Source organism: Streptomyces sp. NPDC059002, assembly GCF_042740435.1.
GTDB lineage: Bacteria > Actinomycetota > Actinomycetes > Streptomycetales > Streptomycetaceae > Streptomyces.
Genome location: NZ_JBHYJI010000006.1, coordinates 190,535 through 203,090, shown reverse-complemented (window position 1 = coordinate 203,090; position 12,556 = coordinate 190,535). Strand labels below are relative to the sequence as shown.

The window sequence follows — 12,556 nt, the reverse complement described above, 5'->3', positions numbered from 1 at the left end:
TCGTCGCACAACTCCTGTGCCGGTTCACTGGCCCCGTGAAGGCAGGAGGGTGGGGTTCTCGCCGTTGAGGATCTGCGCCGTCCGGTGCTGGATGTGCGCCGCATATCCGGAATGGGTCAGGACGTAGAAGCGTTCCTCGCAGATTGCCTGGACCACCGTGTCACCGACGGCCCGCGGGTTCAGCCCGTTCTGCTGGAACGCTTCACCGATGTCGGCCACGGATGATCCGCCGTTCGGTTGCGGGCCGACCTCAGGGAAGCGGGTCGGCCGGTTGCGTGCGGAGCGGAAGATGTCCGTGTCGACCAGGCCGGGACAGAGCACCGATACCCGCGGCTTGAATCCACCGTCGACGAGTTCGATCTGGACGGCCTCCGACAGGGAGACGACAGCCGCCTTCGTCGTGCCGTACAGCGATCTGCCCGTCAGTAGTCCGCCGATCGAGGCGGTGTTGACGATGTGCGCCTCCTCGTCCTGCTCGATCATGACGGGCAGGAAGGCACGGATGCCGTGTACGACGCCCATCAGGTTCACCCCGAGGAGCCAGGCCCAGTCGTCGAGCGTGCTCTCCCAGCTCGGCGTGGAACTGGTGTGGACGCCCGCGTTGTTGCACAAGACGTGTACGGCGCCGAAGCGCGTGAGCGTGGCCTCAGCAAGCGAGCTGATGTCATCCGCCCTCGACACGTCGGCCAGGACGGCGTGTACGTCGGCACCGCCGTCTCGCAGACCGGCCGTCGTGGTACGGAGCGCGTCCTCCTCGATATCACTCAGTACCATGCGCAGTCCGGCATCAGCGAACGCCTCGGCCATTCCGCGTCCGATACCGCTTGCCGCTCCGGTGATGACCGCGACCCTGTCGTGCAGATCGTGCATGTGCCCTCCCTGTCGTGTCGCCACCACGTCCGGTCACAGCACGGAACGCGCGTGACGGCGGCCACCGGGAATTCCCCACGTACCGCCGGATGGATCGCTGACGTTGAGTGACGGTTGAGAAGCTGCTGCCGAAGCCGATCCGCCGCAAGTGGGCCCCCACGCGTCCCGCGGGACCCGTCAGAACCTGCCCGCCAGTATCCTTGCGCCCTCCGCCGCTGCTGTCCTCTCTGCCTGGTGAGGCCGAACATTTCGGCCATGTGCGATCTATGGGCGTTTGCCCGCGCGCCCCGCGAGGGGAGCCTGTCGCCGTTGCTCACCCCTACGTTCCTTCAGGAGGACGCGTGATACAGGCGGCGCTGAACACGGGAGACCAGGACGCCTACTTCTTCCGTGGCGGGCAGCTCATCGCCTACGACATGGCCAAGGACACCGCCCCCAAGGGGACGCAGGAACTCCTCGCGGTCTATCCCGATCTGGCGGGGACCGTCTTCGCCGCCAACCTCGACGCCGCAGTCGAGTGGAGGCAGGGAGGGGTGGATGGCAGCGCCATCGCCAAGGTCTACCTGTTCAAGGGTGACCAGTGCGCGGCCTACGACCCGCAGGGCAACCAGCTGATCGCGGGCCCTGTCTCCATCACCGAGATGTGGCCGGAGCTGGGCCGGGTGGGCTTCGGCGGCGGCTTCGACGACGCCTTCTGGTACGAGCGCAAGAAGACCGGAGAGCTGCACAGCCGCAGCTTCGTCTACTTCTTCAAGGGCGACGCATACGTCAGATACGACGCTGACTCGAACACCGCGGAAAGCGTCAAGAGCATCGCCGCGAACTGGACCGGCCTCAAGGATGCAGGCTTCGACCGCGACATCGACGCGGTCGTGGGGCGCCGGGTCCGCGAAGGCTTCCTGGGCTCCGACAAGAAGGCGGACTACGCCTACTTCTTCAAGGGCGACAAGTACCTCAGGTACGACCTGATAAACGACAAGACCATCGGCGGCCCCAGCACCATCTCCGGAGCCTGGGCCGCGCTGAAGGGCACCGACTTCGCCGGTGCCGAAGCCCCCACGCCCACCGCGAAGGTCGCCCGCGCCACGTACACCGTCACCTTCTCCAACCCGGGTGACGACGGCGGCACCCCGGAGCCGTACGGCAAGATCTGGCTCCAGACCAAGGACGGCACCGAATTCCGCCTGTGGACCCAGCGCAACGTCGCAGGCGATGCCGCACCCACGCGCGGCCGTTTCACCAACGCCATCGATCTGCCCTTCGGCGCCGAGGACATCGCCACCGTCCACGCCAACGTCGACGAGGACGACACCTGGAACGGCGATGACTACCTCGCCCGCGGTTCCAAGCCGTTCACCGGTGACGGCACTTACACCCTCACCTCCGACGACGGCAGCGTCGCCATCGAACTGACCGTCGCCTGACCACGCCTGTGTCCGGCGGCCGGCACCCGCCCTTCCCGGCCGCCGGACACACCACCGTGCCGAGGACTCAACCGAGTGTCACGTTCGCGGCCCGTTGGCTCCCCCACCAGGACGGAGTTGGCCTGAGCCAACCAGCCGTCTCGGGGTGCCTCTGTAGCTGGTCAAGTCGCTTGCGGCTGAGGCCGGTTGGGCGTTCACGATCGTGTGGCAGTCCCGCAGTCGGCGTTCCCGGCCTCCCGCATGCGTTCGTCCATCGTCGTGCTGCGGTCGTACGGATCGACGGCCGGGCCCGAGCCCGAGCTCTCGCGCTCGGCGCCGAACGCCGGGGTGAAGTTGCCGCCGGTGTACGTGTCACAACCACCGTTGGTGGCATCGACCTTGTAGGACGCCAGGGAGAACGTCCCGGGCTTGATACGCACCTTCGCCGGGTCATCCCAGCTCATCACGATCTCGCGGCGCACGATGGTGCGCACGACCTCGTCACGTCCCCCATCGGCGCGTACCACCGGGTAGACGTACGTGACATCGGTGCTGACCTCAACCGCCCCGCGCTCGCCCTCGCGGAACGTCATCCGGCCCCGCGTCTTGACCACGTCACCGACCAGATGCACCTTGTCCTTCTCGAAACGGCTGAACAGCAGCAGCGGATCGTTCTTACGGCTGGGCTTGCTGAACGCCGCCGCCAGATAGCTCTGGACGTCCTGCTGCTCCGGGTTGATCAACGCGATCGCCCGGCCGGGATGCTCACCGCGCAGTACCCCAGGATCCAGGCTGGACGCGGCAAGGAAGTCCCGGGACTTCTGGAGGGCTTGCGCGACCTGCGCCCGGCTCATCCAGCCCGTCGCCCGCGCCGCGGGGACATGAATGCCGTCCGTCCCCTCGCCCCACCGAACGGCCGGCGACCCGCGGAACGGCTGCTTCAGCGTGGGCGCCTGCGCCGCCACATCAGCCGGCGGCCGCTGCGGCCGCTCCGACTCCGCGGCCAGTGGTGTCTCCTGGCCGCTGCCGAACCACCCCGCCACCCGCTCCGGAGCCACGGCTACGACCCCGGCCAGCAAGGCGGCCACCACGATCAGCCCAGCCGCGTACCGGCCCTTGCCGCGCCGCCGCCGGTCCGGCTCATACGTCCGCCACCCCTCCGGCCGACCGGGCTCCTCCCGCAGCCGCCGCGCCACCATCCGCGCCCGCGCCGACGGCTCCCGAGGCGCTCCTTCGGACCCGGCCCCCGCCTCCCGCAGAAACTGCGCCCACTCCTCGTCCGATACCGACCCACCCTTGCCCACGCGGTCAATCCCCCTGATGTCACATGCTTCCGGCCCCTCCCCGAGGCCGGTCGTCAGCCATGAAGCCAACCGTCCAGCACCTGGCTCGGACTGGGACGGAATGCGATTCGACGGAGCCGCCCGATGGGTCGCACCCGGCCGAAGGCTGTCTTCACGGCCTTGATCATAGGCCGGTCGATTACGCGGCCCTCAAGCGGTTCGCGCTGGCCCACGGTCCGTCGGGCCCCCTGAAAGCGCGGCTAGCCGGTCGTCCCGTCGAGCATCTCGCGCAGGATGTCCAGGTGGCCGTTGTGGCGGGCCGTCTCCTCGGTGAGGTGGAGGAGGATCCAGCGCAGGTCGACGTGGAGGCCTTTGCGTACGGTTCCTTCGGCCCGCTTGTCCAGGTCGTTCCCGGCGACCAGTGCGCGGTAGCGGGCGCTCTGTTCGGCGTATTCGTCGAGCAACTGCGTGAGCGGGAAGTCGACGGCGATACGCATCTCGCGGTCGGGGTCCTGCTCGGTCCAGGGGCCCTGGTCTTCCTCGCCGAGGAAGACCACCTGGAACCAGTAGTACTCGACCCAGCGGAGGTGGTTGATCACTCCGCTCATGGTCATCAGCGGTGAGCCCGGCAGGAGCGCCTTGCGGGCGTTCTCCACGGAGACGCCGTCGCACTTGGCGCGGGCGGTGTCACGTGCGTAGTCGAGGAACGTGGTGAGCTGGGTGCGCTCGTCCCATGCGGGCGGCGTGTCGTTGATTCTTGTCATCGCGCGAAGCATCCCCGGCCACCGTGCCCACTGTCGAGGCATTATCGACGAACGCCCACCTGCTCCACCCAGCGCCTTCTCCAGCTGGGCGCTACAGCGATTCAGCGCCGACGCGCCGCCCGACATGATCCGCCGGGCAGGGCCTGGGGTCTGTTGTGAAAGTGCTGGTCACAGCCACTCGTTGAGGACGGCGACCAGCACGGTCGCCTCGTAGCGGACCGTGAGCTTGTCATACCTCGTGGCTACAGCCCAGTGGCGCTTCAGGCGGTTGATCCCGCACTCGACCGCGTGCCGCTGCTTGTAGTCGTCCTTGTCGAACTTGGGCGGCCGTCCGCCTCGCGATCCGCGCTTGAGGCGGCTGCGGACGCGGTCCGCCGGGACCGGGATCCGCTTGCTTGGAGTGCGCTCCACGGCCATAGCGTTGAGACAGCTGAACCGAATACCCGACGCGTCGACGCATCATCCCGCACGACCAACTGGAAGATGGCGGTAAGTGGTAGACAACCAATTCACAACGCATGCAGGACTTTTCGATCTGCGTGGAAAGCGCGCGCTCGTCACCGGTGGCACCCGAGGCATCGGAATGATGATCGCGCGTGGCCTTCTCCAGGCGGGTGCCCGCGTGGTCATCAGCTCACGGAACGCGGAAGCGTGCGCTCAGGCTCAGGAACAGCTGTCCACATTCGGTGAGGTGCGGGCTATCCCCGCCGACCTGTCCCGCCACGACGAGTGTCGCCGCCTGTCCGGCCTCGTCACCGGCGACTCGGAGCGTCTCGACATCCTCGTCAACAACGCGGGCGCCATGTGGGACGAGCCGTTGGCGACGTTCCCAGACGCGGCCTGGGACACGGTCGTCGACCTCAACCTGAAGTCGCCGTTCTGGCTAGTCCAGGCGCTGCTGCCCGCACTTCGCAGGGCGGGCACCGCCGACGATCCCGCGCGGATCATCAACATCGGCAGTATCGCCGCCATCCACATCCCCCAGCGGCCCAACTACTCGTACTCCAGCAGCAAGGCCGCACTGCATCAACTCACCAGAGTGCTCGCCAAGGAACTAGGACCGCAGCACGTCACCGTGAACGCCGTGGCGCCGGGACCGTTCCCGTCGACGATGATGGCTGCAACCCTCGATGAGTTAGGCGAGGAGATCGCGGCGTCGGCCCCGCTCCGCCGGATCGGCCGCGATGACGACATGGCGGGTGTCGCCGTGTTCCTCGCCAGCCGGGCAGGGGCATACCTCACAGGCGCCGTGATCCCCGTAGACGGCGGCATCGCCACAACCGCGTAGGCCGCCTACGGTTTGTTTGCGAAAGTTGATCTTGATCGTTGAGGATCACGTCCTGTGGGACGTGGGGATCTGGCGAACGGCCAGTGGGCCCGACTTGAGACGCTGTTGCCGCGGGGCATCAAGTCGGGCCGTCCGCCGGTATGGACGCGACGGCAACTGATAGACGGCATACGGTGGCGGACCCGGACGGGTGCTCCCTGGTCCGTGCAGCGGATTCGGGTTGAGGAAATAGAGGTCACTCACCACGACGCCGATCCGCCCGCCGCCGCCACACGATCCATAACCAGCCAACGACGCAAGCAGCTCAGGAGACCCAGTGGACAGGCCCCAGGGCGTGTCCACTCTGTTCCGATCTGTTCCGAACGCGGCGTCCCTGCCCCCGCTGTGCCGCCGCGGCGTCGTGCCTCGGAGACGGTCTCGCCCATCAGCGCCTGACCGACCCCTGTGGATCGCTGCTCGGGGAGTACGTACATGGCGTACGTACATGGCGTACAACTCGCCCCCGCACGAGGGCCCTTCGGGCCGCCGATGCCGCGCTCCGCCACGGACCCTATGGAGTGGGCCTGTCCGGTAGTTCGCTAGGGGCGCGGGGTGCGCGCCTCGATCCGGTAGTCGAAGGCGGCACCGCCGACGCCGACCGTGGTCACCCCGCCGTCCACGGTGAGAACGGCCCCGTTGACGTAGGACGCGGCGGGCGACAGCAGCCAGTCGATCGCCTCGGCGACCTCCTGAGGATCGCCCGGCCGCCCGGCGGGAGTCAGCCGGTTCGCCTCCTCGTACGCCTCCTCGGCGCCACCCGCCAGCCCCGCCTCCGCCGCGAACCGCGCCATCCGCTGGTCGGCCATCTCCGTACGCACCCAGCCCGGGCACACCGCATTGGCCCGCAGCCCCTGCGGCCCATAGTCGACGGCGAGGGAGCGGCAGAGGTGGAGGAAACCCGCCTTGGACGTCGCATAGGCGGCGTTGCCGACGCTGTTGCGGAGTGCTGCGACCGAGGCGACCGCGACCACCGCACCGCGGGCCGCCAGCAGATGCGGCAGCGCGGCACGCAGCAGCAGGAACGGGCCGGTGAGGTTGGTCCGTATCAGCTCTTCCCAGTCCTCGACCTCGGTGTCGCCGACCGCGCCGCCCCGCCCGATTCCGGCGTTGAGCACCACACCGTCAAGTCTCCCGTAGGCCTGCACCGTCGTCTCGACGAGCTCGCGCACGGCCTCGGGGTCGGCGGCGTCGGAAGGGTGGGCCAGCGCTCCGGTCTCCGCGGCCACCTGGCGCAGCGGTTCGGGCCGCCGCCCCGAGATCACGACCTGGTGCCCGGCAGCGCGCAGCAACCGGGCGGTCGCGGCACCGATGCCTGTCCCCCCGCCAGTGACGACGACAACTCGCTCATCTGCCATGAATGTTGAGCTCCTCAGCAGCACTTGAAAACGCGCAGTGCGATCATATGCAGCACTACCGAATCCGGACGCCTTGGCATTTGTTCACGCATGTCAATGGCTGGTTATGCCCCTGACGATGATCAGTCGTGGCTGAATCGCAGCCTCCCAGGCCCGCAGGCTGCACCGTTCCACGGGCGGGCAGCCGGTGGGCGGCCTCAGACAGATCGATCAAGCCGCGGGGCTCCTCGGAAGGCTCTAGGCAGCGGTGGTTCGGGGTGCCGCCACGGTTTTGGCAGAGGCATCCTCCACCGTCTCGGCGACACGGCTGGCCAGGTCCTCCCACGGACGTGGAGCGACGACCGGCACACCGGCCGCCCGCGCCTGTGCGGCGAGCCACCGGCCGTACAGCACGCTGACGCGTGCGCGATGGCGCTGTGGTCCGGCCTCCGGCTCCCGGCGCAGGTAGTTGGCCGTCACCTGCCCCTCGTCGTCCTCGTGGAGGAAGACGGCACGGACCGGACCTTTGGGCGTCGCCGGTCCGGGCAGGACGTAGTCCCCTTCCAGGATCACCGGGGTGTCGGTGCCCACATGGTTGGCCACCACCGCCTCGATCGCCGGCGCCAGCGCCACGGCGATCTCGATCTGCCGCTCGACCACCGATTCGGGCGTCTGGCGGGCGGCCTCCGGGTGAGTGCGCCAGAAGTGGACCTCCGGCAGGTGCTCGGGCAGTGTCACTGCAAGGAGGGCCTCCACGATGTCGTCGACCTCCACGACGGGGACGTCGTACCGGCGTGCCAATGCCCGCCCGACACTGGTCTTCCCCATCCCCGACGCGCCCCCGACGACGAGCACCCGCCAGTCGGGAAGGGCCTTCACCTCATCCGTACCGTCCACGCGGGCAGAGTACTGCAGCCGCTTCCTTCACCTGGGCCACACCAGCCGCGGCACTCAAGCAGCTGTCTTCTTCGCGGTCCTGCACGAGAGGCAGCGGTGTTGAAGGGGGCGGTATCGGGGCGCCGGGCGGCCAACCGGCTGCGCGCCCGGCCCAGCCCGAACGGGGACTGGATCGCGGGAGATCTGACCGTCGCCGCCCTGGAGGCGACGAGCAGTCTGGACCCGGGCCACTGCGACGATACCGACCGGCGGGGAACCGGCGGTGTGCCAAGCGTAGCCGGAGGCCAGGACGTTCAGGCCCTCATAGAAGGGTCCGGCGGCGTGGGCCGGGGCGATCGCGGTGAGACTGTCGTCCCCATTGATGCTGAACGACGCGGGAGCCCGCCCCTCTCCCACCTGATCGCCTTCACCTGGGGGTCACTTGCCGCAGAACTCGGCGTCGATGACCGCGTCGATGTCGCCCGCCCAGTTGCCATTGAAGTTGAACGCCAGCCCGTGGTTGCCGTCCCGGGTCGTCGCCGCCAGCGCAGTCGTGCCGTGAAAGCCACCGCCGTGCGCCCAGATTTCCTTGCCGCAGCTCGTCTTGGACTGCCGGAGGCCGAGACCGTAACGGAGGTTTGGGTGTTCCTCGTCCATCAGGACGGTCGTCATCATCTCGTCCAGCTGCTCCTTCGGCAGCAGTTCGGCGCGCAGCAGCGCCCTGAAGAAGCGGTTCAGATCCGCCGAGTTGGAAATCATCTCGCCGGCCGCGCCCGCGACGGACGGGTTGTACTCGGTGACGTCGTAGGTCTCCTTCTGTTCCGGGGCCCGGAACTTCGCGTAGGCCCGGCTGCTGGGCTGCGGCAGGTGCGGGTCGGTGCCGGGCACGCTCGTGGCGTGCAGGCCGAGCGGTTCGATGATGCGCTGGCGGATCTCGTCCCCGTACGTATGGCCGGTGGCCTTCTTGATGATCATTCCGGCCAGGATGTAGTTGGTGTCGGAGTAGTTCCACCCCTTGCCAGGCTCGAAGTCCGGCTTGTTGCGCATGGCGACGCGCACCTGCTGTTCGGGGGTCCAGGTGTCGTAGCGGTCTCTGAGGAACTCCTTGTCGAACACCGTCCGTTGGATCTCCGGGTCCAGGGTCCAGTTGTAGATACCGCTGGTGTGGTTGAGGAGCCGACGTACGGTGATCTTGCTGCCGTCATGGCCATGGCCGCGGACGACGCCGGGCAGCCACTGCTCGACAGTGTCGTCGAGATCGATCTCCCCCTCCGCCTCCAGCTGGAGCAGCACGGTCGCCACGAAGGTCTTGGTGATGCTGGCGACGCGGTAACGGTCCTGGGCATCACGCGGCTTCTGCGTCTTGAGGTCACCCACGCCCGACGTGCCGTTCCAGGTCCCGTACTTGTCCACCGCCTGGCCGGTCACGCCGGGCACACCGTCCTTGACGGCGGCGTCCATCGCCTGCTGGGTCGACCGGTGGTGGGCCTCTTCGGAGACGGGGGCGGGGGCGGCAGCGGGGTCCGCCACCGCGGACGCCGTGAACGACGATGCCGTCATGGCTGCTGCCATCACCGTTCCCACCAAACCGAACCTCATCGCACGCACTGTCATGCACCTTCCCTTTCCTTGATGACGATCGGCGGGAGGGACCCGGGCGGGGTGCGCGAAGGTTGCCCGCCCACAGGCTGGTTGAGTGGCTTTCAGCCTTCTTTCAGGACCAGGGCTTCCGTCTGCGGCATCTCCCGCCACTGCCCGCCCGTACGGAGCCGCCGGATCACGCCCTCGAACTGCTGCCGCAGCCGCTCGGAATACGGGCCTTACCCGGCGATCGGCAGATACGGCCCGCCCACGGGAGGTTCTGGCCCGGCGCCTGTGAACCGGCGTACGGGGTGCGGAGCGGCGGTTTCCGCTGCGCGAGATGCGCGTTTGCCGCGAAGGCGGCGCCCCCGTGTACATCCGGGCCTGTTGCGTGCGCTCTATCTCCGGATGGGTCGTCCGGTTCTCATGGATGTGGTGTGCCGGGCTCATTCCGGAATTCTGTTTCTTGGCTCGAGAGGGCATCAGGAGCTGCAGCGCATGACTGGATTCAGGACCACTCCGCGCCATGTGGCGATCATTCTGGATGGCAATCGCCGCTGGGCGCGCAGGAATGGCCTCGACGCCGTACGTGAAGGGCATGCTGCGGGCTTCGGGAAAATCCCGGAAGTGCTGGGCTGGTGCGAGGAAGCGGGTATCGGGACCGTCACGTTGTGGATGCTGTCCGACGACAACATCCGCAGCCGGACGCCTTCGGAGCTGGCTGATCTGTATGACATCAACCGGGACGTCGTTTCTCGGATTGCGGCTGCCCGCCGCTGGCAGCTGCGTCACATCGGGGACCCGTCCCTGCTGCCGGAGACGCTGGCCGAAGTCCTCCTGCAGGCCGAGAAGGACAATAGGCATGTCGACGGCCTGAGGGTCAACCTTGCCCTTGCCTACGGAGGGCGGGCCGATGTGGTGAACGCGGTGCGGACGCTTTTTGAGGAGATGCGCGGAATCCCGCCGCAGATCACCGAAGAATCGTTGTCCCGCCATATGTCGACCGCCGGGCAGCCCGACCCCGACCTGGCCATCCGGCCCTCGGGGGAACTCCGCACGTCCGGGCTGCTGTTGTGGCAGGCCGCCTTGTCCGAGCTCTATTTCTGCGACTGCCTGTGGCCCGATTTCAGCCGTGCCGATTTCGATCGCGCCCTACGCACCTACGGTCTCCGCGACCGCCGTCTCGGCGCCTAGACCGCACAGAAGGGAATGAGTCATGTCCGGTACCGCAGGTCCCCTGCTCGAGGGGAAGACCGCGATTATCACCGGGGCAGCCGCGGGGATCGGGCGGGCCGCCGCGCAGGTGTTCGCCGCCCATGGTGCCCGGCTCGTGCTGGCGGACGTCGACGCACGGGGCGGCGAAGACACCTTGGTCCTGGTGGAGCAGGCCGGTGGCAAGGCGGTCTTCGTCGAGACCGATGTGACCGTCACCGACCAGGTCGATGCCATGGTCGAAACGGCCGTACGGACCTTCGGGCGCCTTGACTGCGCGTTCAACAACGCGGGTACCGACGGCGACTCCGTCCCCCTGGCCCAATCCACGGACAGCAACTGGCAGCACGTGATCGACGTGAACCTGACGGGAACGTATCTGTGCATGCGCGCCGAACTCCGCGTCATGTCCGCCCAGCAGGCGGGATCGGTGGTCAACACCTCTTCGATCGCCGGACTGGTCGGCGTCAACATGGGACTGTCCGCCTACACGGCCGCCAAGCACGGCGTCGTCGGGCTCAGCAAGGCCGCGGCACTCGAATACGCCCACAAGAACATCCGCGTCAATGCCGTCTGTCCCGGGGCCGTACGCACTGACCTGCTCGACCACGTCATCCGTAGCGGCGCCCTGACCGAGGAGGCGGCCAGAGGGCTGCAGCCGCTGGACCGACTGGGCGCCCCGCCGGAGATCGCGCAGGCCGCCGCATGGCTGTGCTCGGATCAAGCCTCGTTCGTCACGGGCGTTGCGATGCCCGTCGACGGCGGCGCCACCTGCGGGTAGCACACCGACGGCAGGAAACACCCCTCGCACGGACTGGAGCAATCGACATGCCGGACCACCTGCCCGTCTTCCGCTATCCCGACAGCTGGGGAGCGCCCCGCAACCCCCTCTCCCACTCACTGACCGACGTATCACTGCGGTGGGGTGAGCGCGTCGGCCTGCCCGATGCTCCCCCTCACGGACTGCACGCCATGGGACGCGACCTGAACATGGGCGCCTATGCCGGATGGATCCACCCCCTGACCGGCAACACCCAACTGCTGCACCTCAGCAGCGATTTCGCCCTGTGGATCACCGTGCTCGACGACGCTCTCGAACGACTCGGACCGACCCTGAAAGTCAAGGAACGCCTCGAACTGGCCGACGCCTGCGCCGAGTTCTTCGCAGGCCCACCCGACTCCGTGCACCCGGTCCTCACCGACTACGTCAGGGGATACCGGGACTTGAAGGCCCGCGCCCGGGACATGATGCCGTCCACCCGCCACGGCCTGTGGCAAGACCGCCTGCACTACGAACTCACAGCGTGCAACCGGGTCTCACTGACAGAAGAGCCCCTCGCCGCGGAAGAGTGGAAGGGACTGGACTTCTACGCGAAGATCCGCCCCTTCACCCCGGGAGTGCTCCCCTTCATGCCGCTCCTGGAAATCGCCGATGACTGCTTCATCCCACGGACCGCGTGGGACGACCCAAGGCTGCGCAAGCTCGAAGAGAACGCCTGCCTGTTGTTCGGCATGTTCAACGACGTGGCTTCGCTGGAGAAGGACGACACAGGAGGCCCCGCCCCCAATGTGGTCCTGATGCACCAGCACGAAACGGACTGCGCGCTGCCGGACAGCATCGATGCCGTCGCCCAGTGGCACAACACCCTGGTAGACGAAACGGAACAGTGCACCGCCGGACTCCTGGCCAGCCACCGGGAACAGCCCTCGGTGGAACGCTACGTCCACAGCGTGCAGCATCTGGTCGCCGGGATCGCGAACTGGCATCTGCACGCCCCCCGTTACGGCGCTCTCATCCGCACGCGCGCCATCCTCGTACCGGCCCCAGGACTCCCGGCCACCCCGCCCCGGTGACCCAACCACGACAACCAGTCCCTCCTGCGCGTATCAGAGGAGGCTGCTTGTT

General features: G+C 67.8%; 13 protein-coding genes and 1 pseudogene. 6 read left to right on the top strand and 8 right to left on the bottom strand.

Annotated elements, in window-relative coordinates:
• Window positions 1-24: 24 nt before the first annotated feature.
• Window positions 25-870 (bottom strand): SDR family NAD(P)-dependent oxidoreductase, encoded by an 846-nt coding sequence (locus tag ACFWZ2_RS08680; protein WP_384543751.1) that lies wholly within the window; start codon window positions 868-870, stop codon window positions 25-27.
• 341 nt (window positions 871-1,211) lie between these two features.
• Between ACFWZ2_RS08680 and ACFWZ2_RS08675 the strand changes: the two genes are divergently transcribed.
• Window positions 1,212-2,294, top strand: a complete 1,083-nt coding sequence (locus ACFWZ2_RS08675) for a hemopexin repeat-containing protein (RefSeq protein WP_384543749.1) — start codon at window positions 1,212-1,214, stop codon at window positions 2,292-2,294.
• 194 nt (window positions 2,295-2,488) lie between these two features.
• Here ACFWZ2_RS08675 and ACFWZ2_RS08670 read toward each other — a convergent pair whose 3' ends face one another.
• From ACFWZ2_RS08670 to ACFWZ2_RS08660, 3 genes are all read right to left on the bottom strand, one after another.
• On the bottom strand, window positions 2,489-3,577 hold the full coding sequence (locus ACFWZ2_RS08670) for a hypothetical protein (protein WP_384543815.1): 1,089 nt from the start codon (window positions 3,575-3,577) through the stop codon (window positions 2,489-2,491).
• 239 nt (window positions 3,578-3,816) lie between these two features.
• Window positions 3,817-4,320 carry a DinB family protein gene (locus ACFWZ2_RS08665; protein ID WP_384543747.1) on the bottom strand — a complete coding sequence of 168 codons (504 nt, stop codon included), beginning with the start codon at window positions 4,318-4,320 and terminating at the stop codon, window positions 3,817-3,819.
• 168 nt (window positions 4,321-4,488) lie between these two features.
• Entirely contained in the window at window positions 4,489-4,731 is a 243-nt protein-coding gene (locus ACFWZ2_RS08660; protein WP_384543745.1) for a hypothetical protein, read from the bottom strand.
• An 82-nt stretch (window positions 4,732-4,813) separates the two neighbouring features.
• Between ACFWZ2_RS08660 and ACFWZ2_RS08655 the strand changes: the two genes are divergently transcribed.
• Complete coding sequence (locus ACFWZ2_RS08655) at window positions 4,814-5,608, top strand: SDR family oxidoreductase (RefSeq protein WP_384543743.1); 795 nt, start codon at window positions 4,814-4,816, stop codon at window positions 5,606-5,608.
• 54 nt (window positions 5,609-5,662) lie between these two features.
• The gene (locus ACFWZ2_RS08650; protein WP_384543741.1) at window positions 5,663-6,043 is read left to right on the top strand and encodes a transposase; all 381 of its coding nucleotides are present in this window, start codon (window positions 5,663-5,665) and stop codon (window positions 6,041-6,043) included.
• A gap of 143 nt (window positions 6,044-6,186) precedes the next feature.
• Here ACFWZ2_RS08650 and ACFWZ2_RS08645 read toward each other — a convergent pair whose 3' ends face one another.
• From ACFWZ2_RS08645 to ACFWZ2_RS08630, 4 genes and pseudogenes are all read right to left on the bottom strand, one after another.
• A complete protein-coding gene (locus tag ACFWZ2_RS08645) occupies window positions 6,187-7,002 on the bottom strand; it encodes an SDR family NAD(P)-dependent oxidoreductase (protein WP_384543739.1) in 816 nt (271 codons plus the stop codon).
• A 237-nt stretch (window positions 7,003-7,239) separates the two neighbouring features.
• The gene (locus ACFWZ2_RS08640) at window positions 7,240-7,878 is read right to left on the bottom strand and encodes a shikimate kinase (protein ID WP_384543737.1); all 639 of its coding nucleotides are present in this window, start codon (window positions 7,876-7,878) and stop codon (window positions 7,240-7,242) included.
• 417 nt (window positions 7,879-8,295) lie between these two features.
• Window positions 8,296-9,429 carry a serine hydrolase domain-containing protein gene (locus tag ACFWZ2_RS08635; protein ID WP_384543735.1) on the bottom strand — a complete coding sequence of 378 codons (1,134 nt, stop codon included), beginning with the start codon at window positions 9,427-9,429 and terminating at the stop codon, window positions 8,296-8,298.
• Between the two features lie 164 nt (window positions 9,430-9,593).
• Window positions 9,594-9,710 (bottom strand): annotated as a pseudogene (locus tag ACFWZ2_RS08630) (transposase); the annotation flags it as partial.
• Window positions 9,711-9,936: 226 nt separating this feature from the next.
• Between ACFWZ2_RS08630 and uppS the strand changes: the two are divergent.
• The 3 genes from uppS to ACFWZ2_RS08615 are packed head-to-tail and all read left to right on the top strand — an operon-like array spanning window position 9,937 to window position 12,504.
• Window positions 9,937-10,632, top strand: a complete 696-nt coding sequence (uppS, locus tag ACFWZ2_RS08625) for a polyprenyl diphosphate synthase (RefSeq protein WP_384543733.1) — start codon at window positions 9,937-9,939, stop codon at window positions 10,630-10,632.
• A gap of 22 nt (window positions 10,633-10,654) precedes the next feature.
• A complete protein-coding gene (locus ACFWZ2_RS08620) occupies window positions 10,655-11,431 on the top strand; it encodes a glucose 1-dehydrogenase (RefSeq protein ID WP_384543731.1) in 777 nt (258 codons plus the stop codon).
• A gap of 47 nt (window positions 11,432-11,478) precedes the next feature.
• The gene (locus ACFWZ2_RS08615; RefSeq protein WP_384543729.1) at window positions 11,479-12,504 is read left to right on the top strand and encodes a hypothetical protein; all 1,026 of its coding nucleotides are present in this window, start codon (window positions 11,479-11,481) and stop codon (window positions 12,502-12,504) included.
• Window positions 12,505-12,556 lie beyond the last annotated feature (52 nt).

Coding starts and splice junctions, on each gene's coding strand:
- ACFWZ2_RS08680 (WP_384543751.1), bottom strand. CDS start 870: ATGCACGATCTGCACGACAGGGTCGCGGTCATCACCGGAGCGGCAAGC.
- ACFWZ2_RS08665 (WP_384543747.1), bottom strand. CDS start 4,320: ATGACAAGAATCAACGACACGCCGCCCGCATGGGACGAGCGCACCCAG.
- ACFWZ2_RS08645 (WP_384543739.1), bottom strand. CDS start 7,002: ATGGCAGATGAGCGAGTTGTCGTCGTCACTGGCGGGGGGACAGGCATC.
- ACFWZ2_RS08635 (WP_384543735.1), bottom strand. CDS start 9,429: ATGGCAGCAGCCATGACGGCATCGTCGTTCACGGCGTCCGCGGTGGCG.
- uppS (WP_384543733.1), top strand. CDS start 9,937: ATGACTGGATTCAGGACCACTCCGCGCCATGTGGCGATCATTCTGGAT.
- ACFWZ2_RS08620 (WP_384543731.1), top strand. CDS start 10,655: ATGTCCGGTACCGCAGGTCCCCTGCTCGAGGGGAAGACCGCGATTATC.
- ACFWZ2_RS08615 (WP_384543729.1), top strand. CDS start 11,479: ATGCCGGACCACCTGCCCGTCTTCCGCTATCCCGACAGCTGGGGAGCG.